Raw genomic sequence first — 24,745 nt, 5'->3', positions numbered from 1 at the left:
CCTGCGCGACGGTGCGCGCGGCGGCGCGTCATCCGAAGTGTGCGACCAGGATCAGCGTGACCGTGACGACGATCGCGCCGCCGATACGCGTCGCGATCTGCGCGAACGGCATCAGTTGCATCCGGTTCGCGGCAGTCAGGATCGCGACGTCGCCGGTGCCGCCTTGCCCGCTGTGGCAGGCGTTCACGATTGCGGTGTCGATAGGGTACATCTTCAACAGGCGGCCGACCACGAAACCGGTGCCCATCAGCGTCGCGACGGTCGACACGATCGTGACGACGTTGACGATCGTGAACGCGGCGGTCAGCTTGTCCCACGGCGTCATCGCGACGCCGATCGCGAACAGCAGCGGATACGTGACGGCGGTCGAGAAGAACTTGTAGACGACGAACGCGCCTTCCTGCAGCGGCGGCGACACCGCGCGCGCGAGCTTCACGAGCACCGCGAGGAACAGCATCGCGACCGGCGCGGGCAGGCCGAACAGCTTGTGCGCCATCAGGCCGACCAGGTACAGCGTGATGGCCGTGATGCCGGCGCCCGCGATGTGCGTGACGTCGACGTGGCCGCGAATCTCTTCGTTTTCCGGCGTCATGTCGCCGCTTTCGCCAACCTGCAGGCGGCCGTTGCCGGTCAGGTGCGGGAGGCGCTTGCCGAGCATGTCGAGCGCGCCCGACAGGATGATCGCGGTCAGGCTGCCGAGCATCACCGGCGGCAGCACCATCGCGAACATCTCGCCTTGCGGCAGGTGCATCAGTTCCGAATAGCCGATCGACAGCGGAATCGCGCCTTCGCCGACGCCGCCCGCCATGATCGGCACGACGATGTACAGCAGCGTGTGGCGCGCGCCGAGGCCGAGCGCGGTACCGACCGCCGTGCCGACGATCGCCGCCGCGACCGAGCCGGCCGCGAGCGGGATGAAGATCTTCACGAAGCCCTGGATCAGCACGCGCCGGTCCATGCTCAGGATGCTGCCGACGATGATCGACGCGATGAACAGGTACAGGAAGTTGGTCGACTTCGTGAATTCGACGGTGAGGTTCAGCACCGGCTTCGGCAGCACGTGGTAGTACGTGAGCGCCGACGGCACGAAGGTCGCGAAGATCGCGGCCGCGCCGATGTTGCGCAACAGCGGCAGGCGCTTGCCCAGTTCCGCGCAGGTGAAGCCGAAGAACGCAAGCACCGCGATCGCCATCGAGATCTCGCCGGGCACCTTGCCGGTCACCGAGAAGCCGACGATCAGCGCGAGCAGGATGAAGTAGACGGGCAGCGGAATGATGCCGATGCGGATTTCCATCAGTTTCCACCAGCCTTCCGGCCAGAAGCGCTCGCGCGGGGTGGCGGCGGCGCCGGAAACCGGCTCCGGATGGGGCGGGGTATGGATAGAGGTCTGCAAGACGTGTCTCCTGATGTTGGAATGCCTGCATCGCTTCGCGGCATTGTGTGCCGTCTATCACGCAACCTCCGTGCCAGAAATCCGGCCGACCGGAATATTTTTAATGCATTGATTTGCAAGGGATTTGTTTCTTCTGCGGAATGAGGCGCTCGACCGGCTGGCCGAGATTTCGGAATTTGCCCGGCGCCCAGGCCGAGATTTCGGCCTGGGCGCCGGGCCAGGCTCTATCCGGTGCGGCCGCCCGCCATATCGCCGCGCGCGATTTTCTTCGCACAATCGCTTCGTAGACCGTCCCCGCGCCGCTCTCTATCATCGGCTGATCCTTTTCCGACGCGTTTGACCCCGGTCCGGAGAACGCCCGGGCGTTCGCCGCGGCGTCGCTCATCCGTCGATACCGTCTTTGGACAGGAGAGTGGTTTCCATGCTGCATGCCGTTTTTTCCGCCCGCTTTTCCGCCGGCCGCGTCGCGCGTCTGCTGGCCGCCGCCCTGCTTGGCGTCGCGCTGCTCGATGGCGCGCACGCCGACACCGCGCCGCTGAAGGTCGGCATCTCGACCAGCCCGCAGATCGAAGCGCTGAAGGTCGCCGCGAAGGAGGCGAAGGCGCAGGGGCTCGACGTGAAGATCGTCGAATTCACCGACTGGAATACGCCGAACGCGGCGCTCGCGAACAAGGACATCGACGTCAACTACTTCCAGCACATCCCGTTCCTCGAGAACGCGAACCGGCAGGGCGGCTACAACTTCGTGTCGATCGCGCCCGGCACGATCATGAAGATCGGCCTCTATTCGAAGAAGGTGAAAAGCTTCAGCGAGCTGAAGGACGGCACGAAGGTCGCGATCGCGAACGATCCGGTGAACGGCGGGCGCGGGCTGTTGCTGCTGCAGCGCGCGGGGCTCATCACGCTGAAGCCGGGCGCCGATTACCGCGCGACGACGCACGACATCGTCGCGAACCCGAAGCACCTGAAGATCATCCCGCTCGAGGCGTCGCAGCTCGCGCGCTCGCTCGACGACGTCGATCTCGCGCAGGGCTACCCGAGCTTCATCAAGCTCGCCGGCACGACCGACCCGAACAGCGCGCTGCTGTTCGACGGCACCGAGAACAAGATCTTCGCGATCCAGTGGGTCGTGCGGCCGGACAGCGTGAACGATCCGCGCATCCGCAAGTTCATCGCGATCTACCAGCACTCGCCGGCCGTGCGCCGTGCGCTCGACAACGCGTTCGGCTCGCTGTACGCGATCGCATGGTGACGGAGGCGGGCATGACGACGGCGAACCGCAAGAAGATCCTGCTCAACGCGTTCAACATGAACTGCGTCGGGCACATCAACCACGGGCTGTGGACGCATCCGCGCGACCGCTCCGCGCACTACACCGATCTCGATTACTGGGCCGACCTCGCGAAGACGCTCGAACGCGGCAAGTTCGACGGGATCTTCCTCGCGGACATCGTCGGCGTGTACGACGTGTTCGGCGGCGGCCCCGATGCCGCACTGCGCGAATCGGTGCAGGTGCCCGTCAACGATCCGCTGCTGCTGGTGCCCGCGATGGCGCAGGTCACGCGGCATCTCGGCTTCGGCGTGACCGCGAACCTGACCTACGAGCCGCCGTACCTGTTCGCGCGCCGCATGTCGACGCTCGATCATCTGACGAAAGGGCGCGTGGGCTGGAACATCGTCACCGGCTACCTCGACAGCGCCGCGCGCGGGATGGGCCTCGCGCAGCAGATCGGCCACGACGACCGTTACGAGCGCGCGGACGACTACATGGATGTCGTCTACAAGCTGTGGGAACAGAGCTGGGACGACGATGCGGTGATCCGCGACGCGCAGGCGCGCGTGTTCGCGCAGCCGGGCAAGGTGCGGCGCGTGAAGCACGACGGGCCGTTCTATTCGCTCGACGCGATTCACCTGAGCGAGCCGTCGCTGCAGCGCACGCCGGTGCTGTACCAGGCCGGTTCGTCCGCGCGCGGCGTCGAGTTTGCCGGCCGTCACGCGGAATGCGTGTTCGTGAACGGGCAAAGCAAGGCCGCCGCGCGCGCGGCGGCACTCGACATCCGCGCGGCCGCCGCACGACAAGGGCGCGACCCGGCGTCGATCCGGATCTTCGCGGGCGTGAGCGTCGTGACGGCCGAAACCGAGCGGCTCGCGCGCGAGAAGTTCGACGAATACCGGCGCTACGCGAGCCCCGAAGCCGGCCTCGCGCATTTCGCGAGCTCGACCGGCATCGACTTCGCGAAGTACGGCCTCGACGAGCCGATCTCGTACGTGAAGACCGATTCGATCCAGTCGGCCGTCGACGCGATCTCGCGCAAGAGCACGGCCGGCACGTGGACCGTGCGTCGGATGCTCGAGCAGATGTCGCTCGGCGGCCGCTATGCGCCGATCGTCGGCTCGCCGTCGCAGGTCGCGGACGAGCTGCAGTCGTGGATCGACGAGACCGGCATCGACGGCTTCAACCTGACGCGCACCGTGATGCCCGAGTCGTTCGAGGATTTCGTCGACTGGGTCGTGCCCGAGCTGCAGAACCGCGGCGTCTACAAGGAAGACTACGATCCCGCGCCGACGCTGCGCGAGAAGCTGTTCGGCGCGGGTGCGCGCCTGCCGGCGTGGCACACCGGTGCACAGCACCGGCCGGCCCGCGCGCGTGACGCCGCCCATCCCGCTGCGCATCCCGCGCATGCGTGAACCTGACGGGGCGAAGTGATGACGCAATTGTTCGATACGCTGGGTTTCATCGACACGTCGGCCGCTCGCGCCGGCGCCGCTGCCGCGACGCATGATGAAGCGGCCGCGTCGGCCGACTTGGCCGGCGGAGCGGCCGTGTCGCTGGAGCAGGTCGGCAAGGTGTTCGCGACGCCGCGCGGCCACGCCGCCGCGTTGCGCGACGTGACGCTCGACGTGCGGCGAGGCGAGGTATTCGGGATCATCGGCCGCAGCGGCGCCGGGAAGTCGACGCTGCTGCGGCTCGTGAACGGGCTCGAGCGGCCGAGCTCGGGCCGTGTGCGCGTGCAGGGCGTCGACGTCGGCGCGCTCGACGAGGACGGGCTCGTCGCGCTGCGGCGCCGTACCGGCATGGTGTTCCAGCATTTCAACCTGCTGTCCGCGAAGACGGTGTTCGAGAACGTTGCGCTGCCGCTGAAGATCGCCGGCGTGCCGAAGGCCGAGCGCGTGCGCAAGGTCGAGGCGCTGCTCGAGCTCGTCGGCCTCGCCGCGAAGCGCGACGCGTATCCGGCCAGCTTGTCGGGCGGCCAGAAGCAGCGCGTCGGCATTGCCCGCGCGCTCGTGCACGATCCGGAGGTGCTGCTGTGCGACGAGGCGACGTCGGCGCTCGATCCGGAGACGACGCAGTCGATCCTCGCGCTGCTCGCCGACATCAACCGCCGCCTCGGGCTGACGATCGTGCTGATCACGCACGAGATGGAAGTGATCCGCGCGGTGTGCGACACGGTTGCGGTGATCGAACAGGGCGAAGTCGTCGAAACGGGCCCCGTGTGGCGCGTGTTCGGCGATCCGCGCCACGGCGCGACGCGCGCGCTGCTCAGCACGCTCGTGCACGACCTGCCGGCCGAACTGGCCGCGCGCGTGCAGCCGCTGCCCGAGCAGGCCGCGTTGCCCGACGGCGCGCAGGTCGTGCTCGACGTCCGCTATACGGGCGAGAGTGGCGGCGAGCCGGATGTCGGTGCGCTCGCGACGGCGCTCGGCGGCTCGGTGCGTTTCCTGCACGGCGGGATCGAGCGCATCCAGGGGCATGCGCAGGGGCGGCTCGTGATCGCGGCAGCGCCGCGCGCGGATGACGCCGGCCAATCGCCGGCTCGCGGCGGCGCGGTTGCCGCGCTGCTCGAACGTGCGCGCCGCCACGCGAATCACGCGGAGGTGCTCGGCTATGTTTGACCTCTGGTGGCCCGAACTGCTCGACGCGATCCGCGACACGCTGTCGATGGTCGCCGCGTCGGCCGCGATCGCCGCGCTGATCGGCATCCCGCTCGCGGTGATCCTCGTGACGACCGCGCCCGGCGGCATCTACGAACGGCGCGGCGTGAATGCGGTGCTCGGCGCGCTCGTCAACGTGTTCCGCTCGACGCCGTTCATCATCCTGCTGGTCGCGCTGCTGCCGTTCACGCGCGTGCTGATCGGCACGACGATCGGTGTCTGGGCGGCCGTCGTGCCGCTGTCGATCGCCGCGATCCCGTTCTTCGCGCGGATCGCCGAGGTGAGCCTGCGCGAAGTCGACCGCGGACTGATCGAGGCCGCGCTCGCGATGGGCGCGAAGCGCCGCCACATCGTCTGGCACGTGCTGTTGCCCGAAGCGCTGCCCGGCATGCTCGGCGGATTCACCATCACCGTCGTCGCGCTGATCGGCTCGACCGCGATGGCGGGCGCCGTCGGCGCGGGCGGCCTTGGCGATCTCGCGATCCGCTACGGCTACCAGCGTTTCGACACCACCGTCATGGCGACCGTGATCGTGATCCTGATCGCGCTCGTCTCGGCCGTGCAAATCACGGGCGACCGCCTGGTCCGACGTGTGACCCGGCGTACCTGAGCGGCGCCACAAGCGTCCGCTCGCTTCATTCATGATCCTGAGAGAAAGAACCCTATGACCTTGCCCATCGGCGCGCCGCGCGAATGGAACGGACAATTCGAGGAGGCGCTGTTTCTCGACGTGGCGCGACGCCATCGTCCGGACTTCCCGGCCAAGCTCGCCACACCGCCGCGCGAGCCGCGCAACGACGACGAGCTGGCCGCCGTCGCCGACTACTACACGAAGATGGCGTCGCACGACCTGTTCATCGTGCAGGTCGTCGCGAAGGCGATCGACACGCTGTTCCGCGACGACCCGCATTTCCAGCTGATCCTGTCGCGCCAGCTCGGCGATGACGGCGCGCACGCGGTGATCGGCCGCGAACGCGTGACCGAACTGACGGGGCGCGACCCGCTGCCGGAAGTCGACCGGCTCGTCGCCGCGCACTGGGCGCGCATCGGCGACATCGCGGTGCGCGACGTCGCGGGCTTTCTCGCATTCGAATGGCATTACGAGCTGCACATCCTCGCGAAGCTGTGGATTCAGCGCAAGACCGGCCGCATCGGCGATTCCGCGATGCGCGAGCATGGCGAGAACCGGATCCGGCCGGACGAGGAGTGGCATCGCGTGCAGATCGTTCAGTGGTGGTTCGATACGTTGAACGCGCTGCCGGCCGCCGAGCGCGACGCGCTGATCGATCGCGTGATCGCGGCCGACGAGGAAACGCAGGCGCGGCTCGACGGTTATCTGCACGACGAGTACGCGCACACCGCGCACGTGTTCGGCGCGGATATCGCCGAATACCGCGCGATCTACGACGATTGGCGGCGCGAGATCCTGTCGCGGCTGACCGGCCGCAAGCTCGACGCGCTCGTGCCGCTGTCGGGGGAGGCGGTTGCGCAGGAAGCCGTCGCATGAACGATCCCCGTGGCCCGGCGACCTTCGCGCCCGATACCGAGGTACCCGCCTTCGACCGCGCCGGGTTGGCCCGGGCGATCGACGCGTTGCGCGCCACTGCCGCCGCGCGCGACCGCGCGGGCGGTCACGCGGCGCAAGAGAAGCAGTGGCTCGCCGATGCGGGGCTGCTGACGCTTGCGGTGCCGCGTGCGTTCGGCGGGCAGGAAGCCGCATGGCCCGGGATCTACGACGCGATCCGGCAGATCGCGCGCGTCGACAGCGCGCTCGCGCATCTCGTCGGATTCCAGTGCCTGCAGGTGGTGAGCGTCGACGTGTGGGGCAACGCCGCGCAGCGCGAGCGCTATCTGCGCGGCACGGTCGAGCAGCGATGGTGGTGGGGCAATGCGGTCAATCCGCTCGACACACGACTCGTGGCCACGGCGACGCCCGACGGCGGCTACCGGCTCGATGGCGTGAAGGGCTTCTGCTCGGGCACGCGCGGCTCGCAGCGCATGACGGTGTCCGCGCACGATCCGGACACCGGCCGCACGGTGTTCGGCGTCGTGCCGACCGATCGTCCGGGGATCACGGTCAATGAAGACTGGGATCCGATCGGCCAGCGCCAGACCGATAGCGGCAGCGTGAGTTTCGACGGCGTGACGCTCGCGGCGGATGAAGTGCTGCACCGCTCGGAAAACGCACCGACCCCGCGCGCGACGTTGCGTACGCTGGTGTCGCAGCTCGTGCTGACCAACCTGTTCGTCGGGCTGGCGGAAGGTGCGCTGGCGGAAGCGCGCGACTACGTGCTGACGCATGGCCGCCCGTGGATTCAGTCGGATGTCGCGCAGGCGAGCGACGATCCGTACACGCTTCAGCGCTTCGGCGACATGCGCGTGCATGCGATCGCCGCGGCGTCGCTCGCCGATCGTGCGGCCGACGCATTGCAGCGCGCATGGACGCAGCACGACGCGCTGACGGCGGACGGGCGCGCCGAAGTCGCGCTGGCCGTATCGGAAGCGAAGATCGTCGCGCAGCGCGCCGCGCTCGAGAACGGCGAGGCGCTGTTCGACGCATGCGGCGCACGCGCGACGGCCGCGTCGCTCGGCCTCGACCGCTTCTGGCGGAACGCGCGCACGCATACGCTGCACGATCCGCTCAACTACCGGCTGCGCGACGTGGGCCGGTTCGCACTGGCCGGGGCGTTGCCCCCGGCGTCGCTCTATACGTAAGTGGGCGCGCACCGTGACTGGTCGACCGGCGGCGGGGCTGCCGTCGGTACGGCCACGGGTGCGGGTGCGACCGCAGGCCGGCTGGCCAGCGGTGCGCCGCCCTCCACGCCGGCGCGCTTGAACGACACCCGTTCGTTCGAATAGCGCGCGTTGTGCACCCCGCTTGCGTCGTAGTACGCCTCGACCGACTTGACCCGGCGGCCCACTGCCGGCACGGTCCAGAACGCCTTGTCGGTCTTGCCGGTCTGTTCCGCCGTGCCGTTGTTGCGGCTCTGCATCACGATCGCCGACCCGCCCGCGTTGCGCGATACGCCGGACATGATCGATGGCCGCGCCGGGAGCGCGAATCGCCGCCGTGTGACGGCCTGCTGGACGCCTGAAATGATATGTTATATCGTTGCGATACAATATATCATTCTCTCCTCAACGTCCTCTTCCGGAATTGCCCGATGAGTACTGCACTCCATCCGTCCACGCGGCTTCCCGTGACCGTCCTGTCCGGCTTCCTCGGCGCCGGCAAGACGACGCTGCTCAACCACATCCTCAACAATCGCGAGGGCCGGCGCGTCGCGGTCATCGTCAACGACATGTCCGAGGTCAACATCGACGCCGCGCTCGTGCGCGACGGCGGCGCGGGGCTGTCGCGCACCGACGAGAAACTGGTCGAGATGAGCAACGGCTGCATCTGCTGCACGTTGCGCGAGGATCTGCTGATCGAGGTCGACCGGCTCGCGCGCGAAGGGCGGTTCGACCAGCTCGTGATCGAATCGACCGGCATCTCGGAGCCGCTGCCGGTGGCCGAGACGTTCACGTTCGAAGGCGAGGACGGCCGCAGCCTCGGCGAAGTCGCGCGGCTCGACACGATGGTGACGGTGGTCGATGCGTTCAATTTCCTGCGCGACTACGCGTCGCGCGACAGCCTGCAGTCGCGCGGCGAATCGATGGGCGACGAGGATGCCCGCACGGTCGTCGATCTGCTGATCGACCAGATCGAGTTCTGCGACGTGATCGTGATCAACAAGATCGACCTGATCGACGCAAGCGCGCGCGAGCGGCTGGTCGCGCTGCTGCGCGGCTTGAACCCGCGCGCACGGATCGAGATCGCCGAATTCGGCAAGGTGCCGCTCGAGCGCGTGCTCGACACGGGCCTGTTCGATTTCGAAGCCGCGTCGCGCGCGCCGGGCTGGCTGCAGGAGATGCGCGGCACGCACACGCCGGAGACCGACGAGTACGGCATCCGCAGCTTCGTCTATCGCGCGCGCCGGCCGTTCCATCCGCAGCGTTTCTTCGATCTCGTCGAAAGCGAATGGCCGGGCGTCGTCCGCTCGAAGGGGTTCTTCTGGCTCGCCACCCACCCGACCGTCGCCGGTTCGTGGTCGCAGGCCGGCGCGGTCGCCCGGCACGGGCCGGCCGGTCACTGGTGGGCGGCCGTGCCGCCCGAGCGCTGGCCGCAGGACGCGGAAGCCGTCGCGCAGATCCGCGCGCGCTGGGACGAGCACGTCGGCGATGCGCGGCAGGAGCTCGTGCTGATCGGCATGGACATGGACGAGCCCGCGCTGCGCGCGCGCTTCGACGCGTGTCTGCTGACCGACGCCGAGATGGCTAGCGGCCCCGAACACTGGACCACGTGGGACAGCCCGTTTCACGACTGGCCCTGACCTGAACGCGCTTCCTGCATCGATCCGGATGGAGAAGGCGCTCCACCGGATTCCGAGCATGAACGCACCCCTTCCCGATATTTCCCTGACCGATGCCGCGCCGGGCGGCCGCCCGCTCGAATGGGTCGGCATGCAGGGCATCGACCTGCCCGTTGCGGTGGCCGAGCCCGGCTGCCGTCGCGACGTGCATGCGCGCGCCGACGTGCAGGTCGATCTGCCCGCGCCGCACGTGAAGGGCATCCACATGTCGCGGCTGTACCGGCTGCTCGACGGGTTCGGCGACGGCACGGCGCTGTCGCCGGCCGGCCTTCAGCATCTGCTGCAGGCGATGGTCGACAGCCATCGCGACTGCGACACGCGCAGTGCGCGGCTGCGGCTGCGCTTCGACTTGCTGGCGCGTCGTGCGGCGCTGGTGACCGACGGGCTGGCCGGGTGGAAGGCCTATCCGGTCCAGATCGACGCGACGTTGACGGATTCCAGGTTCGCGCTGCGCGCGCAGGTGACGTCCGTCTATTCGTCGACGTGCCCGTGCTCGGCCGCGCTGTCGCGGCACTGGGTCGAGCAGGCATTCCTGGCGGCGTTCGGCCGCGACGATCGCGTGGAACCGGCGGCAGTCGCCGCATGGCTGAAACGGCACGCGACGGCGGCCACGCCGCACAGTCAGCGCAGCGAAGCCGTCGTCAGCGTGGAACTGCCCGCCGAGGGCGCGACGCTGGGGCTGATCGACCTGATCGATCGCATCGAGCACGCGCTCGGCACGCCGGTGCAGACGGCCGTCAAGCGCGCGGACGAGCAGGCGTTCGCGGTGCTGAACGGCGAGAACCTGATGTTCGTCGAGGATGCCGCGCGCCGGGTCCAGGCCGCGCTGGACGGCCACCACGCGAACCCGCGGGTGCATGTGCGCCATCTGGAAAGCCTGCATCCGCACGATGCGGTGGCCTGGGCCGCGCCGGTTCGCGAAGGCGCCGACGCATGCTGATCCGCAAGCTGTTCCGGTTCGAGAACGCGCACGTCGTGCGCGGCTGCAGCACGCGGCGCTGCTCGCATTCGATCCACGGCCATTCGTACCGTGTCGAGCTGGTGCTCGAAGCGCACGCGCTCGATCACGGGCAGATGATCTACGACTTCGGGCTGCTCAAGGGCGACGTGCGCGACCTGATCGACGCGTTCGATCATGCGGTGACGCTCTGGTCCGGCGACGATCCGGGTTATCTCGACAGCATGCGCCGCCACTCGGAGCGCTGGGTGCTGCTGCCCGTGTCGCCGAGCGCCGAGCAGTTCTCGCGTGTGTTCTTTCGCCTCGTCGATGCGGTGCTGTCCCGCACCGGCATGTCGAACGGCGAGGCCGACGTGCGGCTGCATTCGGTCATCGTGCACGAGACCGAGACCGGCTACGCGCAGTGTTTTCGCGACGATGCATTCAATCCGCGCATGGGTCGCATCGACCTGGACGACATCGTGTTCGCGCCGGCCATCGCCGCGCAATGGCGCGATCCGGGTTTGTACGAGCGGCTCAAACGCGACCCTCTCCTTTCTCCGCAGGAATCCTCATGATCAGAAAGAACCCGCGCGGCGACCTGCCGCAGATTCACCCGAGCGCGTTCGTCGATCCGACCGCCATCCTGTGCGGGCGCGTGATCGTCGAGGAGAACGTGTTCATCGGCCCGTACGCGGTGATCCGCGCCGACGAAACGGACCCGGACGGCCGGATTGCCCCCATCGTGATCGGCGCGCATTCGAACATCCAGGACGGCGTGGTGATTCATTCGAAGTCGGGCGCGAGCGTCACCATCGGCCGGCACACGTCGATCGCGCATCGCGCGATCGTCCACGGGCCGTGCCAGGTCGGCAACGGCGTGTTCGTCGGCTTCAACAGCGTGCTGTTCAACTGCACCATCGACGACGGCTGCGTGGTGCGCTACAACGCGGTCGTCGACGGCTGCCGCCTGCCGCCGGGCTTCTACGTGCGCTCGACCGAGCGCATCGGGCCGGAAACCGATCTTGCCGCGTTGCCGCAGGTGACGGCCGACGCGAGCGACTTCTCCGAGGACGTCGCGCGCACGAACAACGCGCTGGTGCTGGGCTACAAGCACATCCAGAACGAGTTCTGAGTCATGGGGGAACGCATTCGACCTGAAGGGACCGACGGGCCGAAGCGTCGCCACGCCGACCTGCTCGTGCACGGCGGCACGGTGATGACGCCCAACGGCGCCGAGCGGATCGACGTCGCGTGCGCGGATGGCCGCGTCGTCGCGCTGGGCGCGTTGCACGGCACCTGGAGCGCCGGCGTGCGGCTCGACGCCGGCGGGCTGCATGTGCTGCCGGGCGTCGTCGACAGCCAGGTGCATTTCCGCGAGCCGGGCCTCACGCACAAGGAAACCATCGAGGCCGGCACGCGCGGCGCGGTGCTCGGCGGCGTCACGACGATCTTCGAGATGCCCAACACGCATCCGCTGACGCTGGGCGAGCAGGATCTGCAGGCGAAGCTGGATCTCGCGCGCGGCCGTGCGTGGTGCGATTACGCGTTCTACATCGGCGGCTCGGCCGCGAACGCCGAGCGGCTGCCGGTGCTTGAGCGGCTGCCGGGCTGCGCGGGCGTGAAGGTCTTCATGGGCAGTTCGTTCGGCGATCTGCTGGCCGACGATGAAACCGTGTTGCGCCGGATCCTGCGCAACGGGCGGCGGCGCATGGCCGTGCATGCGGAGGACGAGGCGCGGCTGCGCGAACGCAGGGCGCTCGCGGAGGCGAGCGGCGACGTGCGCGACCATCCGCACTGGCGCGACGTGCAAAGCGCGCTGGCCGCGACGCGGCGCATCGTCGCGCTGGCTGCCGAGACGGGCCGACGGCTGCACGTGCTGCACGTGTCCACCGCAGAGGAAATGGCGTTCCTCGCGCGGCACCGGCATCGCGTGACGGTCGAGGTCACGCCGCATCACCTGAGCCTGCACGCGCCTGATTGCTACGAGCGGCTCGGCACGTTCGCGCAGATGAATCCGCCGGTGCGCGAGCGGCATCATCAGGATGCCCTGTGGCAGGCCGTCCGCGACGGCGTGGTCGACGTGATCGGCAGCGATCACGCGCCGCATACGCGCGACGAAAAGCGCCGGCCCTACCCGCAGTCGCCGAGCGGCATGACCGGCGTGCAGACGCTGCTGCCGCTGATGCTCGATCACGTGCATGCGGGCCGCCTGAGCCTCGAACGGCTGGTCGACCTGACCAGTGCCGGGCCGGCGCGCATCTTCGGCATCGAGGGGAAAGGGCGGATTGCGGTGGGCTACGACGCCGATTTCAGCATCGTCGATTTGCACGCGCGCCGCGTCATCCGCGACGAATGGATCGCCAGCGTGAGCGGCTGGACGCCTTACGACGGATGCGCGGTCACGGGCTGGCCCGTGCATACGGTCGTGCGCGGGCAGGTCGCCGTGCGCGACGGCGCGCTGAGCGGGGAGCCGGCGGGGCAGGCTGTCACGTTTCTGGATGCCTAGATCGGCAGGCGCACCGTCTGCTTGATCCGCTTCAGCGGAATCTCGGTTTCGACGTTGCGTACGCCTTCGATCTGCGTGAGCGTTTCCATCTGGAAGCGCTGATAGTCGTCGAGATCCCGCGCGATCACGCGCAGCAGGTAATCGTAGCTGCCGGCCATCAGGTGGCATTCGAGGACTTCGGGCGCCTGCTCCATTTCGCGTGCGAAGCGCTCGACCGTCTTCTTGTCTTGGCGCTCCAGCGTGACACGCACGAACGCCGTGAACCTCAGGTCGACGGCGGCGGGGTTCAGCAGCGCGACATAGGCGTCGATCACGCCCTGCTCTTCGAGCAGGTGAACGCGGCGCAGGCAAGGCGTGGCCGAGAGTCCGGCCTGTTGCGCGAGTTCGGCGTTCGTCTGGTTCGAATTCTGTTGCAGCGCGCGCAGAATGCGCCGGTCGATTGCGTCCAGTCTGGTTGGCATTTTTCACTACCATCTATGCGGATGCTAGAGAATAGCGCTAAATTCGGCATTTAGAATAGCCAAATACGCATCCAATCTCCACCGCAACGCGCCGATAATCTGACGACCGGCCGGCCTGTGCGATGCGCGCGATTCCCGTTCCGGCCATCCCCTTCAGGAGATCTCCCATGCTGCACGTATCCTGGCTGCCGTTCATCGCCACGTCCCTTCTGATCATCGTCACGCCGGGCCAGGACATGGTGCTCGTGATGTCGCGCACGCTGTCCGGCGGCACGCGCGCCGGCCTCGTGACGGCGGCGGGCGTCAGCGTCGGGCTGCTCGTGCACACGATGCTCGCGACGCTCGGGCTGGGCGCGCTTCTTCAGGCATCCGAATGGTTGTTCACCGCGCTGAAGGTGGTCGGCGCGCTGTACCTGCTGTATCTCGGCATCACGCTGCTGCGTGCGTCGGGCGAGCTCACGCTCTCGAGCAGCCGCGGCGCGCCGGAATCGCGGTGGCGCACGTTCGCGCAAGGCGCGCTGTCCAACATGTCGAATCCGAAGGTCGCGCTCTTCTACCTGGCGTTCCTGCCGCAGTTCGTCCCCGCGGGCGCCGCGCATCCGATGCGGTCGCTGTTCGTGCTGGGCGCGACGTTCGCCGGCCTGACGTTTCTCGTCAAGGGGCCGGTCGCGCTGTTCGCCGGCCTGCTGTCGGCATCGATCCGCCGTAACCCGCGCATCCTGACCCGCATGCACCGCGTCAGCGGTGTGGTTTTGCTGGCGCTCGGCGTCAAGCTGGCGTTCGAGCGCCGCTGATGGCCGTCATTGCGCCGGCAACGCGTCCGCCAGCGCGCGCATCGCGTCCACCGTCTCCGGATTCGCCGGAAAGAATGCCTCGATCGCGAGTTCCGACAGCGTCACGTCGACCGGCGTGCCGAACACGGTCGTCGTGCTGAAGAACGTCAGCTCGCCGGCCGCCGTGCGCAGCCGCAGCGGCACGGCGATATCCGCGAAGTCGGTGCGCGCATGCGTGTCGTCGGGCTGGCCGGCGGGCGCCGGATATGAGGCGAGTTCGTCGCGCAGCGTGTGCAGCGTGCGGTCGCCGCTCGCATCGATTTGCCGCTGCAGGCGATGCAGGATGTGCGCGCGCCATTCGTGCCAGTTGACGATCTGCGACGCGAGCCCGTCCGGATGCAGGCTCAGGCGCAGCACGTTGACGGGCGGCTGCAGCAGCGCCGGGTCGGCCTGCGCGACCAGCGCGCCGAGCATCCGGTTCGCGGCGAGCAGCGTCCAGTGGCGGTCGACGGCAAGCGCCGGGTAGGGCTCGTGGCCGCGCAGCACGGCTTCGACCGCATGGCGCGCGGCATCCAGTTGCGGATCCGAAAACGGCCGTTCGCGAAACAGCGGCGCGAAGCCGGCCGCGACGAGCAGCGCATTGCGTTCGCGCAGCGGTACGTCGAGACGCTCCGCGAGATGCAGCACCATCTCGCGGCTCGGCTGCGCGCGGCCCGATTCGACGAAGCTCAGGTGGCGCGCGGAGACTTCCGCGTCGAGCGCGAGCGCCATCTGGCTCAGGCGCCGGCGCTGCCGCCACGTGCGCAGCAGCGGGCCGACGCCGGGCGTGCGGCCGGCGGACGGGGAGGGCGAATGGAGGGCGGCGGTCGGGTTCATGCAGCAGATGATAGGCAATCCCGCGCACCTTGGGCATTACCTGGCACGTAAGCAGCGCGCCGTTCCCCGGGCGTGTCGCCGCGCTGCGTTACCATAGCCCCCGTGCCAACTGAGAGACGACGCCGGACCCGCGATTGAAAACGCCTGGGCCGACGCCGTGCATATTGACGACAAGGCATTCCAGGGGAATCCAATAATGAAAAAACTCGCCGTCCGGCTCGCCTGCGTGGCGACGCTTGCATTCGCCGCGACCACCAGCCACGCGCAGACCGAAGCCGCGCAGGTGGAAATGCGGGCCGCCGCCGCGGCCGCCAACGACGCGGTCGTGAAGGGCCCGACCGACATCGATGTGAAACACGAAGCCGTGCTGAAGCTGAAAGCCGGCGAATCGTTCGTGCCGGCCGCCGAAGCCGGCCGCTACCTGCGCTCGATGGGCAACTCGATCGACGAATCCAAGCTGGTCGGCCTCGTACTGCCTGACGATCCCGACGCCGACTGGCTCTCGGTCGTGTCGTTCGAGCCGAGCGGCTATATCCGCGACGACGATGCGAAGGACTGGAAACCCGACGAGTTGCTGAAGAGCCTGCAGGCCGGCACCGAGGAAGACAACCCGGGGCGCAAGGAGCGCGGCCTGCCGGAAACCGAGGTGGTCGGCTGGGCGAAGGCGCCCGCCTACGATGCGGCCACGCACCGGCTCGTGTGGTCCGCGATCATCCGCGACAAAGGCGCGGCCCCGAACGCCGAGAACGACGGCGTGAACTACCGGACGCTGGTGCTCGGCCGTGACGGCTACCTGTCGTTGACGATGGCGTCGACGCTCGCCGATCTGCCGAAATACAAGGCGTCGGCCGACGAACTGCTGTCGAACATCAGTTTCAACGACGGCAAGCGCTACGCCGATTTCAACAAGTCGACCGACCACGTTGCCGAGTACGGCCTCGCGGCGCTGATCGTCGGCGTCGGCGCGAAGAAGCTCGGCCTGCTCGCGCTGATCGGCGCGTTCGCGGTGAAGTTCTTCAAGATCGGCGCGGTCGCGCTGCTGGCCGGCGGCGCGGCGGTGAAGCGCTTCTTCGGGCGCAAGCCGAAGCCGTCCGCGGTGCCGGTCGTCGCCGACGCATCCGATGCCTCCGGCACGGAGCGCAAGGAATGACGAAGCTGTTGCTGCTGATCTTCGGCGGCCTCAAGCTCGGCAAGGTGCTCGTGTCGGCGGGCACCATGCTGGCGTCGATCGCGGTCTACGCGCTGTTCTACGGCTGGCGGTTCGCGGCCGGTTTCGTTGCGCTGCTGCTGGTGCACGAGGCGGGCCACTTCATCGCCGCGCAGCGGCGCGGGCTCGACGTCGGGTTGCCGACCTTCATCCCGTTTGTCGGCGCGTGGATCCAGTTGAAGGAGATGCCGCACGACGCGGAAACCGAGGCGTACGTCGGGCTCGCCGGGCCGTTCGTCGGCACGCTCGGTGCGCTGGCCTGCTACGCGGGCGCGCGCCACTACGACAGCAACCTGCTGCTCGCGCTGTCGTACACGGGCTTCTTCCTGAACCTGTTCAACATGATTCCGCTGTCGCCGTTCGACGGCGGGCGGATCACCGCGGTGCTGTCGCCGCGCATCTGGTTCGCGGGCGTGCCGGTGCTGATCGCGCTGTTCGTCTATCGTCCGAGCCCGTTGCTGATCGTGATGGCGATTCTCGCGCTGCCGCAGCTGAAGCGTGCGTGGCGCTACGATCCCGACGCGCCGGAGAACCGCGTGTACTACGCGACGTCGGTCGAGACGAAGGCGACCTATGCGCTCTGCTACGTCGGCCTGCTCGCGTTCCTCGCGCTGATGACATCCGGCGTGCACGACATGCTGCGCGTCGCGCATTCGTCGATCTGACAGCGGATACCTGAGGTCAAATGCAACAACGGCGGCCGTTTTCACGCGGCCGCCGCCGTTTTGTATCGAAGCCGAACGTCACGCGTCGCGATGTCGCAGTTCGACGCGCCTGATGTCCTTCACGATCACGAGATAGCTGAACACGGTGACGAGCGCGTTCAGCCCGACGAACACCAGCGCGCCATTGAACGAGCCGCTCGCGCCGACGAGATAGCCGATCGCGATCGGCGCGACGATGCCGGCCGTGTTGCCGAACATGTTGAACAGGCTGCCCGACAGGCCGATCGCTTCCTTCGGCGCGGTATCCGCGACGACGGCCCAGCCGAGCGAGCCGATCCCCTTGCCGAAGAACGACACGGCCATCAGTACGATCACCAGCACTTCGCTGTCGACGTAGTTGCAGCCGATAATGACCATCGACAGCGCCATCCCGCCGACGATCGGGATCTTGCGCGCGAGCGTGAGCGACACGCCGCGGCGGATCAGCCCGTCCGACAACATCCCGCCGAGCACGCCGCCGAGGAATCCGCAGATCGCGGGCAGTGACGTCATGAAGCCGGCCTTCAGCAACGACATCCCGCGCGCCTGCACGAGGTAGATCGGAAACCACGTGAGGAAGAAGTACGTCAGCACGTTCACGCAGTACTGGCCGAGGTACACGCCGATCAGCATCCGGTTCGACAGCAGCTGGCGCACGTAGTACCAGCCGGCGACGCGGCTGCCTTCGGCGCGCGCACCGCTGCTGCTGCGCGCGGCGGTGCGCACCAGGCCGCCGCCTTGCTCGATGTGCTCGAGTTCCGCGCGGTTCACGCCCGGGTGGTCGGCAGGATCCTTCACGACCCGCAGCCACAGGCACGCGAGCGCGATGCCCGCGAGGCCGAGCCACAGATACACGTGGTGCCAGCCGTACGCATGCGTGAGCCACGCCATCAGCGGCGAGAACACCACGGCCGCGAAGTACTGCGCGGCGTTGAAGATCGCCGACGCCGTGCCGCGCTCGGCGGTCGGGAACCAGCTCGCGACGACCTTCGCGTTCGCGGGAAATGCGGGGGCTTCGGCGATGCCCACCGCGAAGCGCATCGCGAACAGCGCGGCGACCGCGAACGCGGCGCTGCCGCCGAGGCCGATCGTGCTCTGCAGCAGCGTGAACGCCGACCACAGGAAGATGCTGCCCGCATACACGCGCCGCGCGCCGAAGCGGTCGAGCAGCCAGCCGCTCGGCAGTTGCGCGAGCACGTACGCCCAGCTGAACGCCGAGAAGATGTAGCCCATCGTCACCGGATCGATGCCGAACGCCTTGCGGATCGGCGTGCCGGTGATCGACAGCGTCGCGCGGTCCGCATAGTTGAGCGTCGTGACGACGAACAGCATCGCCAGGATCCAGTAGCGCACGGCGGTCCGGCGTGCGGTGCGCGCGAGGTCGAGCGCAAGCGCGCGGGAGGGAGTCTGTTTAGGCACCTTAATGTACGTCGTCGTATGACATGATGGCAGTTTATTGGCAACAGCCAGACGCAGGAACCTCGGGTTTTCCCTCTGGATGGTGACGTGAAATAGTAAAAATAACGGGGATTGCCCGTGAAATAAGGGCTTCGCGTGTTCTGGCCTGGGGTCGGCAGGTGATGTGAATATCGATGTTTAGTGGGCGGACATCATATCTGTTGAGCTACAATGACCCATCTATTCCCGAACCACGGAGCACACCCCATGCAACTGACTGGAGAGATGCTGATCGGCGCCGACGCGGTGGCCGGCTCGGCCGGTACCTTGCACGCATTCGACCCGACGAAGGGCGCGCCGATCGACGCGCCGACGTTCGGCGTCGCGACGCAGGCCGACGTCGAGCGCGCATGCGAACTCGCGCGCGATGCATTCGACACGTACCGCGCGCAGCCGCTCGCGGCCCGCGCGGCGTTTCTCGAAGCGATCGCCGATGAAATCGTCGCGCTCGGCGATGCGCTGATCGAGCGCGCGCACGCTGAAACAGGCCTGCCCGTCGCACGGCTGCAGGGCGAGCGCGGCCGCACCGTCGGCCAGCTCCGGCTGTTCGCGCGCGTCGTGCGCGACGGGCGTTTCCTCGCCGCGTCGATCGATCCCGCGCAGCCGGCGCGCACGCCGCTGCCGCGTTCGGACCTGCGGCTGCAGAAAGTCGGGCTCGGCCCCGTCGCCGTGTTCGGTGCGAGCAATTTTCCGCTCGCGTTCTCGGTGGCCGGCGGCGATACGGCGTCGGCGCTCGCGGCCGGCTGCCCGGTGATCGTGAAGGCGCACGAGGCGCACCTCGGCACGTCCGAGCTGGTCGGCCGCGCGATCAGCGCAGCCGTCGCGAAAACCGGGATGCCGGCGGGCGTGTTCTCGCTGCTGGTCGGCCCCGGCCGCGTGACCGGCGCGGCGCTCGTCAGCCATCCGGCGGTCCAGGCGGTCGGTTTCACGGGGTCGCGGCAGGGCGGCATGGCGCTCGTGCAGCTTGCGAACGCGCGCCCGCAGCCGATTCCCGTCTACGCGGAAATGAGCAGCATCAACCCCGTCGTGCTGTTCCCGGCTGCGCTCGCCGCGCGCGGCGACGCGATCGCGACGGGCTTCGTCGATTCGCTGACGCTCGGCGTTGGCCAGTTCTGTACCAACCCGGGCCTCGTGCTCGCGATCGACGGCCCCGATCTCGACCGCTTCGAAACGGTCGCCGCGCAGGCGCTCGCGAAGAAGCCGGCCGGCGTGATGCTCACGCGCGGCATCGCCGATGCGTATCGCAACGGCCGCGGCAAGCTGGCCGAACTGCCGGGCGTGCGCGAGATCGGCGCGGGCGAGGCGGCGCAGACCGACTGCCAGGCCGGCGGCGCGCTGTACGAAGTCGGCGCACCGGCGTTCCTGGCAGAGCCGGCGTTCGGCCACGAGGTGTTCGGTCCGTCGTCGCTGATCGTGCGTTGCCGCGATCTCGACGAAGTCGCGCGCGTGCTCGAAGCGCTCGAAGGCCAGCTGACGGCCACGCTGCAGATGGACGCCGACGATAAGCCGCTCGCGCGCCGGCTGTTGCCGATCCTCGAACGCAAGGCGGGCCGCCTGCTGGTCAACGGCTACCCGACGGGTGTCGAGGTATGCGACGCGATGGTGCACGGCGGGCCGTTCCCGGCCACGTCGAACCCGGCCGTTACGTCGGTGGGCGCGACGGCGATCGAGCGGTTCCTGCGGCCCGTGTGCTACCAGGATTTCCCGGACGATCTGCTGCCGGAAGGGTTGCAGGAGCGCAATCCGCTCGCGATTCCGCGGCTGCGGGACGGGAAGGCGGAGTGATGGCGCGGATCGACTGACGACGCGATTCCCCGGCGGCCGGTGCGTCGGGGTGGAGAAACAGAAAGGCGGAAGTGGCCGGTGGGCCGCTTCCGCCTTTTTTGCATGACGAGCGTTCGTGCCGCCGATCTCGCCGTCTTCCGCGTCGCCGGAATATCTCCTACAGTAGCGAAGCTCCGGACCGCGCGGTCCGCGGGCGAGCCTGAGAGACTGACAAAAGACAACGAGGGAACCCTCCGATGAACATCAACAAGCGTGGCGATCACCTGTTCGCGGCCGGATTGTGGAAAGCGATCGGCGACGTCGCGAAATCCGTGCGCACCCAGATCGGCCAGTACAGCGAAGGGCGCGTGCTCGCGAATGCGCTGCTGGAATTCCAGCGCGACCTGGGCGGCAGTGAATTCGACGTGACGATCAACCAGGGGCGGCTCGTCACGGGCGCCGACGCGCATTCGCTCGTGTTCGGGCAGGCCGTCCGACGTTTCCGGCAAGATATGGAAGCGCTGGTGTTCGCGCTCCAATACCGGCGCAGCATCGATGAACGCGACCAGGGCCTGCGCGCCGAAGCGCTGACGCAGGCGAACAGCCAGCTCGCGACCGCGAAGCAGTCGGCGACGATCACGGTCGGCCGGTTCTTCGATGCGGTCGTCGACCGCGACGTGCTCGGGCAGATTCTCGACGGCGAATCGAAGGCGCGTGCGCGTACGGGCGCGCAGGACCAGATCGAGGCGACGCGGGTCAAGCTGGGGAACGTGCGCTACCGGATCGTCGGGATCATCGCGCAGATGTGACGGAGAGGGCCGGCCCGCGAAGCGGGCGGCGTCGGGCGGAGCGCCCCGACGGAGGCGGCACGCTTCGGGGTGGATGCGTACGCAGTTGCCGATACAAGCGGTGCGACAGGGTCAACCCGGCGCGCGCCGCACAAGCAGCCGGCCGCGGCGCCGATGAAGGCGCCGCGCCGGCCACGCTCGCTTACTGCGGGCCCATCTTCTTGATCAGCACGTCGAGCTCCGCGACTTCTTCGTCGGTGAGATCGACGAGCGGCGCACGCACCGGGCCCGCGTCGTGGCCGACGAGCTTCGCGCCCGCCTTCACGATGCTGACCGCATAGCCCGCGCGGCGATTGCGGATCTTCAGGTACGGCAGGAAGAACTCGTCGATCAGGCGGCCGACCGTTGCGTGGTCGTCCTTCGCGATCGCTTCGTAGAATGCCATCGCCGTCTTCGGGATGAAGTTGAACACGGCCGACGAATACACCGGCACGCCGAGCGCCTTGTACGCGGCGGCATAGACTTCGGCCGTCGGCAGGCCGCCGAGGTACGCGAAGCGGTCGCCGAGGCGGCGGCGGATCGTCACCATGCTTTCGATTTCGCCCACGCCGTCCTTGAAGCCGATCAGGTTCGGGCAACGGTCGGCGAGCCGCTCGAGCATGTCGGCGTTCAGCTTCGAATTCGCGCGGTTGTACACCACGACGCCGATCTTCAGCGCGCGGCACACTTGCTCGACGTGGTCGGCGATCCCTTCCTGGCTGGCTTCGGTCAGGTAATGCGGCATCAGCAGCACGCCGCTTGCGCCGAGGCGCTCGGCCTCCTGCGCATATTCGATCGCGACGCGCGTCGCGCCGCCCGCGCCGGCGAGGATCGGCACCTTGCCCTTGCAGGTTTCCGTCGCGACGCGGATCACGTCCGAATACTCGCGCTGCGTGAGCGAGAAGAATTCACCGGTGCCGCCGGCCGCGAACAGTGCGCTCGCACCGTAAGGCGCGAGCCATTCCAGCCGCTCGGCATAGGTGGACGGGCGGAAGCTGCCGTCGACGTCGAAATCCGTCAGCGGAAACGACAGCAGGCCGTGGGAGATGATCTGTTTGAGTTCTTGCGGTGAGGTCATGGTTGGGTCGTCCGTCTAGCGCGAGTGCTGGGTTCGTCGGGAACGGCATACGGGCCACATTGGCGATGTCGTTGTATGTCATCGTACAACGTGAGAAGACGTGACGCAAGCGGTTTGCTGGCAGATAAATAGTAGGGTCTTTCCGGATAAGGGTTTACGCAGCGTCGCCGATCAGAGTCGAATGTCGTATGATGACTAACAATATGGACGATAGCCTCCAGGAATTCCGATGACTGCTTCCCCGCTCTATATCCGCGTACATCCGGACGACAACGTCGCGATCGTCGTCAACGACGGCGGCTTGCCCGAGGGCGCGACCTTCGCCGACGGGCTGACGCTGCGCGAAGGCGTGCCGCAGGGGCACAAGGTTGCGCTGGTCGACCTCGCGGCCGGCGACCCGATCGTCCGCTACAACGTAGTGATCGGCTACGCGCTGGTCGAGCTGCGACGCGGCAGCTGGGTCAATGAACGCACGATGCGCATGCCCGAGCCGCCGGGCCTCGACGACCTGCCGCTCGCGACACGCGCCGCACCGCCGCTGCCGCCGCTCGAAGGCTATACGTTCGAGGGCTTCCGCAATGCCGACGGCTCGGTCGGCACGCGCAACATCCTCGCGATCACCACGACCGTGCAGTGCGTGTCGGGCGTGGTCGAGCACGCGGTGAAGCGGATCAAGGCCGAGCTGCTGCCGCGCTACCCGAACGTCGACGACGTGGTCGGGCTCGAGCACACGTACGGCTGCGGCGTGGCGATCGACGCGCCCGATGCCGACATCCCGATCCGCACGCTGCGCAACATCAGCCTGAATCCGAATTTCGGCGGCGAGGTGATGACCGTGAGCCTCGGCTGCGAGAAGCTGCAGCCCGAGCGGCTGCTGCCGCCCGGCACGATTCCGGTCGCGGCCGACGGCGCGGCGGGCAACGGCGGCGTGGTGTGCCTGCAGGACGCCGCGCACGTCGGCTTCAACTCGATGATCGATTCGATCATGAAGATGGCCGAATCGCATCTCGAGCGGCTCGACCGCCGCCGCCGCGAGACGTGCCCTGCGTCGGATCTCGTCGTCGGCGTCCAGTGCGGCGGCAGCGATGCGTTCTCGGGGCTCACCGCGAACCCGGCCGTCGGCTTCGCGGCCGACCTGCTGGTGCGCGCGGGCGCGACGATCATGTTCTCCGAGGTGACGGAAGTGCGCGATGGCGTCGCGCAGCTCACGTCGCGCGCGGCGAACGAGGACGTTGCGCGCGAGATCATCCGCGAGATGGACTGGTACGACCGCTACCTGCAGCGCGGTCGCGTCGACCGCAGCGCGAACACGACGCCCGGCAACAAGAAGGGCGGCCTGTCGAACATCGTCGAGAAGGCGATGGGCTCGATCGTGAAGTCGGGCAGCGCGCCGATCGCCGGCGTCGTGCGTCCCGGCGATCGCGCGAAGCAGAAGGGGCTGCTGTACGCGGCGACGCCCGCGAGCGACTTCATCTGCGGCACGCTGCAGCTCGCGGCCGGGATGAACCTGCACATTTTCACGACCGGTCGCGGCACGCCGTACGGCCTCGCGCAGGTGCCGGTGATCAAGGTCGCGACGCGCAGCGACCTGGCGCGCCGCTGGCACGACCTGATGGACCTCGATGCGGGGCAGATCGCGACCGGCGCGGCCACGATCGAGGATACCGGCTGGGAACTGTTCCGGCTGATGCTCGATGTCGCGAGCGGCAAGCGCCGCACGTGGGCCGAGCAATGGAAGCTCGCGAATGCGCTGACGCTGTTCAATCCGGCGCCGGTGACCTGACGCGCGCGGCCGTTGCCGCCGGACGAAGCGGGCGCCCTCGGGCGCCCGTTTTCATTTCGATGCGGCGGCAACGGCGAGCAACGGTGATCGAGCGCAACGCGCCGCGCCTCAGGTGTCGAATTCCTTACCTCGTACGTAATCGACCGCCCGCGCGAGGCCGGCGACGATGACTGCACGCGAACACGGAACACGCCACGTTCGCGGCATCGTCCCCTCATCGACACAAGGAGCTTCGCCATGAACACCGCCCAATCCGCTTCGTCCGTTCACGCCGACCTGATCGACCGCTACATCGACGCCTGGAACGAACCCGACGTCGCGCGCCGCCGCGCGCTGATCGATGCGACCTACACGAGCGATGCAGCCTATCGCGATCCGCTGATGTCCGGTGACGGCCACGCCGGCATCGACGCGATGATCGCGGCCGTACAGGCGCGCTTCCCCGCGTTCCGCTTCCGCCGCACGACCGACGTCGACGGGTTCGGCCAGCACCTGCGGTTCTCGTGGGCGCTCGTGTCGCCCGACGGCGCGGCGATCGTGAAGGGCTCGGACTTCGGCACCGTCGACGCGTCGGGCCGCCTCGCGTCAGTCACGGGCTTCATCGACGAAATGCCGGCCGCGACGTCGTAA

Annotated in this window: 25 protein-coding genes; 18 read left to right on the top strand and 7 right to left on the bottom strand. The window is 68.2% G+C overall.

Annotation, left to right across the window (positions count from 1 at the left end):
• Window positions 1-28 precede the first annotated feature (28 nt).
• Both HWX39_RS00215 and HWX39_RS00210 read right to left on the bottom strand, forming a co-directional pair.
• A complete protein-coding gene (locus tag HWX39_RS00215; RefSeq protein ID WP_175965030.1) occupies window positions 29-1,393 on the bottom strand; it encodes a 2-hydroxycarboxylate transporter family protein in 1,365 nt (454 codons plus the stop codon).
• Window positions 1,394-1,493: 100 nt separating this feature from the next.
• On the bottom strand, window positions 1,494-1,778 hold the full coding sequence (locus tag HWX39_RS00210) for a hypothetical protein (RefSeq protein ID WP_175965029.1): 285 nt from the start codon (window positions 1,776-1,778) through the stop codon (window positions 1,494-1,496).
• Between the two features lie 36 nt (window positions 1,779-1,814).
• Between HWX39_RS00210 and HWX39_RS00205 the strand changes: the two genes are divergently transcribed.
• Genes HWX39_RS00205 through HWX39_RS00180 form a run of 6 tightly spaced genes read left to right on the top strand, consistent with a single transcriptional unit; the run spans window position 1,815 to window position 8,041 of the window.
• Window positions 1,815-2,645 carry a MetQ/NlpA family ABC transporter substrate-binding protein gene (locus tag HWX39_RS00205; protein ID WP_175965028.1) on the top strand — a complete coding sequence of 277 codons (831 nt, stop codon included), beginning with the start codon at window positions 1,815-1,817 and terminating at the stop codon, window positions 2,643-2,645.
• Window positions 2,646-2,656: 11 nt separating this feature from the next.
• Complete coding sequence (locus HWX39_RS00200; RefSeq protein ID WP_175965027.1) at window positions 2,657-4,081, top strand: LLM class flavin-dependent oxidoreductase; 1,425 nt, start codon at window positions 2,657-2,659, stop codon at window positions 4,079-4,081.
• 18 nt (window positions 4,082-4,099) lie between these two features.
• Complete coding sequence (locus tag HWX39_RS00195) at window positions 4,100-5,287, top strand: ATP-binding cassette domain-containing protein (RefSeq protein WP_175965026.1); 1,188 nt, start codon at window positions 4,100-4,102, stop codon at window positions 5,285-5,287.
• Window positions 5,280-5,936, top strand: coding sequence for a methionine ABC transporter permease (locus HWX39_RS00190; RefSeq protein ID WP_011353926.1), 657 nt, complete (start codon window positions 5,280-5,282; stop codon window positions 5,934-5,936). The genes HWX39_RS00195 and HWX39_RS00190 overlap by 8 nt, the downstream gene beginning before the upstream one ends.
• Before the next feature lie 54 nt (window positions 5,937-5,990).
• Window positions 5,991-6,833, top strand: coding sequence for a hypothetical protein (locus tag HWX39_RS00185; RefSeq protein WP_175965025.1), 843 nt, complete (start codon window positions 5,991-5,993; stop codon window positions 6,831-6,833).
• Entirely contained in the window at window positions 6,830-8,041 is a 1,212-nt protein-coding gene (locus tag HWX39_RS00180) for an acyl-CoA dehydrogenase family protein (RefSeq protein ID WP_175965024.1), read from the top strand. The genes HWX39_RS00185 and HWX39_RS00180 overlap by 4 nt, the downstream gene beginning before the upstream one ends.
• Here HWX39_RS00180 and HWX39_RS00175 read toward each other — a convergent pair.
• Window positions 8,032-8,361, bottom strand: coding sequence for a hypothetical protein (locus HWX39_RS00175; protein ID WP_244134858.1), 330 nt, complete (start codon window positions 8,359-8,361; stop codon window positions 8,032-8,034). The two genes, HWX39_RS00180 and HWX39_RS00175, sit on opposite strands and share 10 nt — an antisense overlap.
• Window positions 8,362-8,490: 129 nt before the next feature.
• Here HWX39_RS00175 and zigA point away from each other — a divergent pair, with 129 nt between their 5' ends.
• From zigA to HWX39_RS00150, 5 genes are read left to right on the top strand one after another with little or no spacing between them, the layout of a single operon-like run.
• Window positions 8,491-9,699 (top strand): zinc metallochaperone GTPase ZigA, encoded by a 1,209-nt coding sequence (gene zigA, locus HWX39_RS00170; protein WP_175965023.1) that lies wholly within the window; start codon window positions 8,491-8,493, stop codon window positions 9,697-9,699.
• Window positions 9,700-9,757: 58 nt separating this feature from the next.
• Window positions 9,758-10,678 (top strand): GTP cyclohydrolase FolE2, encoded by a 921-nt coding sequence (folE2, locus tag HWX39_RS00165; RefSeq protein WP_175965022.1) that lies wholly within the window; start codon window positions 9,758-9,760, stop codon window positions 10,676-10,678.
• Window positions 10,672-11,253 (top strand): 6-carboxytetrahydropterin synthase, encoded by a 582-nt coding sequence (locus HWX39_RS00160; RefSeq protein ID WP_175965021.1) that lies wholly within the window; start codon window positions 10,672-10,674, stop codon window positions 11,251-11,253. Before folE2 ends, HWX39_RS00160 begins: the two co-directional genes overlap by 7 nt.
• Entirely contained in the window at window positions 11,250-11,810 is a 561-nt protein-coding gene (locus tag HWX39_RS00155) for a carbonate dehydratase (RefSeq protein ID WP_175965020.1), read from the top strand. Before HWX39_RS00160 ends, HWX39_RS00155 begins: the two co-directional genes overlap by 4 nt.
• A 3-nt stretch (window positions 11,811-11,813) precedes the next feature.
• Window positions 11,814-13,184 carry a dihydroorotase gene (locus tag HWX39_RS00150; protein ID WP_175965019.1) on the top strand — a complete coding sequence of 457 codons (1,371 nt, stop codon included), beginning with the start codon at window positions 11,814-11,816 and terminating at the stop codon, window positions 13,182-13,184.
• Here the strand turns inward: HWX39_RS00150 and HWX39_RS00145 are convergent.
• The gene (locus HWX39_RS00145; protein WP_175965018.1) at window positions 13,181-13,645 is read right to left on the bottom strand and encodes an Lrp/AsnC family transcriptional regulator; all 465 of its coding nucleotides are present in this window, start codon (window positions 13,643-13,645) and stop codon (window positions 13,181-13,183) included. The two genes, HWX39_RS00150 and HWX39_RS00145, sit on opposite strands and share 4 nt — an antisense overlap.
• A 167-nt stretch (window positions 13,646-13,812) precedes the next feature.
• Here HWX39_RS00145 and HWX39_RS00140 point away from each other — a divergent pair, with 167 nt between their 5' ends.
• A complete protein-coding gene (locus HWX39_RS00140; protein ID WP_175965017.1) occupies window positions 13,813-14,439 on the top strand; it encodes a LysE family translocator in 627 nt (208 codons plus the stop codon).
• 6 nt (window positions 14,440-14,445) lie between these two features.
• On the opposite strand, the gene HWX39_RS00135 is transcribed toward HWX39_RS00140, so the two are convergent.
• Window positions 14,446-15,294 carry a helix-turn-helix transcriptional regulator gene (locus HWX39_RS00135; RefSeq protein ID WP_175965016.1) on the bottom strand — a complete coding sequence of 283 codons (849 nt, stop codon included), beginning with the start codon at window positions 15,292-15,294 and terminating at the stop codon, window positions 14,446-14,448.
• A gap of 196 nt (window positions 15,295-15,490) precedes the next feature.
• On the opposite strand from HWX39_RS00135, the gene HWX39_RS00130 reads away from it, so the two are divergent.
• Window positions 15,491-16,444: a DUF2167 domain-containing protein gene (locus tag HWX39_RS00130; RefSeq protein WP_175965015.1), complete on the top strand. Its 954-nt coding sequence runs from the start codon at window positions 15,491-15,493 to the stop codon at window positions 16,442-16,444.
• Complete coding sequence (locus tag HWX39_RS00125) at window positions 16,441-17,166, top strand: site-2 protease family protein (RefSeq protein WP_175965014.1); 726 nt, start codon at window positions 16,441-16,443, stop codon at window positions 17,164-17,166. The genes HWX39_RS00130 and HWX39_RS00125 overlap by 4 nt, the downstream gene beginning before the upstream one ends.
• Window positions 17,167-17,244: 78 nt before the next feature.
• Here the strand turns inward: HWX39_RS00125 and HWX39_RS00120 are convergent, their stop codons facing one another.
• Window positions 17,245-18,624, bottom strand: coding sequence for an MFS transporter (locus tag HWX39_RS00120; RefSeq protein ID WP_175965013.1), 1,380 nt, complete (start codon window positions 18,622-18,624; stop codon window positions 17,245-17,247).
• A 246-nt stretch (window positions 18,625-18,870) separates the two neighbouring features.
• Here HWX39_RS00120 and HWX39_RS00115 point away from each other — a divergent pair, with 246 nt between their 5' ends.
• The gene (locus tag HWX39_RS00115; protein ID WP_175965012.1) at window positions 18,871-20,448 is read left to right on the top strand and encodes an aldehyde dehydrogenase (NADP(+)); all 1,578 of its coding nucleotides are present in this window, start codon (window positions 18,871-18,873) and stop codon (window positions 20,446-20,448) included.
• A gap of 236 nt (window positions 20,449-20,684) precedes the next feature.
• A complete protein-coding gene (locus tag HWX39_RS00110; protein ID WP_175965011.1) occupies window positions 20,685-21,236 on the top strand; it encodes a hypothetical protein in 552 nt (183 codons plus the stop codon).
• A 181-nt stretch (window positions 21,237-21,417) separates the two neighbouring features.
• Here the strand turns inward: HWX39_RS00110 and kdgD are convergent, their stop codons facing one another.
• Window positions 21,418-22,332 carry a 5-dehydro-4-deoxyglucarate dehydratase gene (gene kdgD, locus HWX39_RS00105; RefSeq protein WP_175965010.1) on the bottom strand — a complete coding sequence of 305 codons (915 nt, stop codon included), beginning with the start codon at window positions 22,330-22,332 and terminating at the stop codon, window positions 21,418-21,420.
• Between the two features lie 229 nt (window positions 22,333-22,561).
• Between kdgD and garD the strand changes: the two genes are divergently transcribed.
• Window positions 22,562-24,115, top strand: coding sequence for a galactarate dehydratase (gene garD, locus HWX39_RS00100; protein WP_175965009.1), 1,554 nt, complete (start codon window positions 22,562-22,564; stop codon window positions 24,113-24,115).
• A gap of 237 nt (window positions 24,116-24,352) precedes the next feature.
• Window positions 24,353-24,745, top strand: coding sequence for a nuclear transport factor 2 family protein (locus HWX39_RS00095; protein ID WP_175965008.1), 393 nt, complete (start codon window positions 24,353-24,355; stop codon window positions 24,743-24,745).

The organism is Burkholderia sp. BCC0322 (genome assembly GCF_902833045.1).
In the GTDB taxonomy this organism is placed as follows: Bacteria; Pseudomonadota; Gammaproteobacteria; order Burkholderiales; family Burkholderiaceae; genus Burkholderia.
This window is presented reverse-complemented; position numbering and strand designations above follow the sequence as displayed.

Coding starts and splice junctions, on each gene's coding strand:
- HWX39_RS00210 (WP_175965029.1), bottom strand. CDS start 1,778: ATGAGCGACGCCGCGGCGAACGCCCGGGCGTTCTCCGGACCGGGGTCA.
- HWX39_RS00205 (WP_175965028.1), top strand. CDS start 1,815: ATGCTGCATGCCGTTTTTTCCGCCCGCTTTTCCGCCGGCCGCGTCGCG.
- HWX39_RS00200 (WP_175965027.1), top strand. CDS start 2,657: ATGACGACGGCGAACCGCAAGAAGATCCTGCTCAACGCGTTCAACATG.
- HWX39_RS00195 (WP_175965026.1), top strand. CDS start 4,100: ATGACGCAATTGTTCGATACGCTGGGTTTCATCGACACGTCGGCCGCT.
- HWX39_RS00190 (WP_011353926.1), top strand. CDS start 5,280: ATGTTTGACCTCTGGTGGCCCGAACTGCTCGACGCGATCCGCGACACG.
- HWX39_RS00185 (WP_175965025.1), top strand. CDS start 5,991: ATGACCTTGCCCATCGGCGCGCCGCGCGAATGGAACGGACAATTCGAG.
- HWX39_RS00180 (WP_175965024.1), top strand. CDS start 6,830: ATGAACGATCCCCGTGGCCCGGCGACCTTCGCGCCCGATACCGAGGTA.
- HWX39_RS00175 (WP_244134858.1), bottom strand. CDS start 8,361: ATGTCCGGCGTATCGCGCAACGCGGGCGGGTCGGCGATCGTGATGCAG.
- zigA (WP_175965023.1), top strand. CDS start 8,491: ATGAGTACTGCACTCCATCCGTCCACGCGGCTTCCCGTGACCGTCCTG.
- folE2 (WP_175965022.1), top strand. CDS start 9,758: ATGAACGCACCCCTTCCCGATATTTCCCTGACCGATGCCGCGCCGGGC.
- HWX39_RS00160 (WP_175965021.1), top strand. CDS start 10,672: ATGCTGATCCGCAAGCTGTTCCGGTTCGAGAACGCGCACGTCGTGCGC.
- HWX39_RS00155 (WP_175965020.1), top strand. CDS start 11,250: ATGATCAGAAAGAACCCGCGCGGCGACCTGCCGCAGATTCACCCGAGC.
- HWX39_RS00150 (WP_175965019.1), top strand. CDS start 11,814: ATGGGGGAACGCATTCGACCTGAAGGGACCGACGGGCCGAAGCGTCGC.
- HWX39_RS00145 (WP_175965018.1), bottom strand. CDS start 13,645: ATGCCAACCAGACTGGACGCAATCGACCGGCGCATTCTGCGCGCGCTG.
- HWX39_RS00140 (WP_175965017.1), top strand. CDS start 13,813: ATGCTGCACGTATCCTGGCTGCCGTTCATCGCCACGTCCCTTCTGATC.
- HWX39_RS00135 (WP_175965016.1), bottom strand. CDS start 15,294: ATGAACCCGACCGCCGCCCTCCATTCGCCCTCCCCGTCCGCCGGCCGC.
- HWX39_RS00130 (WP_175965015.1), top strand. CDS start 15,491: ATGAAAAAACTCGCCGTCCGGCTCGCCTGCGTGGCGACGCTTGCATTC.
- HWX39_RS00125 (WP_175965014.1), top strand. CDS start 16,441: ATGACGAAGCTGTTGCTGCTGATCTTCGGCGGCCTCAAGCTCGGCAAG.
- HWX39_RS00115 (WP_175965012.1), top strand. CDS start 18,871: ATGCAACTGACTGGAGAGATGCTGATCGGCGCCGACGCGGTGGCCGGC.
- HWX39_RS00110 (WP_175965011.1), top strand. CDS start 20,685: ATGAACATCAACAAGCGTGGCGATCACCTGTTCGCGGCCGGATTGTGG.
- kdgD (WP_175965010.1), bottom strand. CDS start 22,332: ATGACCTCACCGCAAGAACTCAAACAGATCATCTCCCACGGCCTGCTG.
- garD (WP_175965009.1), top strand. CDS start 22,562: ATGACTGCTTCCCCGCTCTATATCCGCGTACATCCGGACGACAACGTC.
- HWX39_RS00095 (WP_175965008.1), top strand. CDS start 24,353: ATGAACACCGCCCAATCCGCTTCGTCCGTTCACGCCGACCTGATCGAC.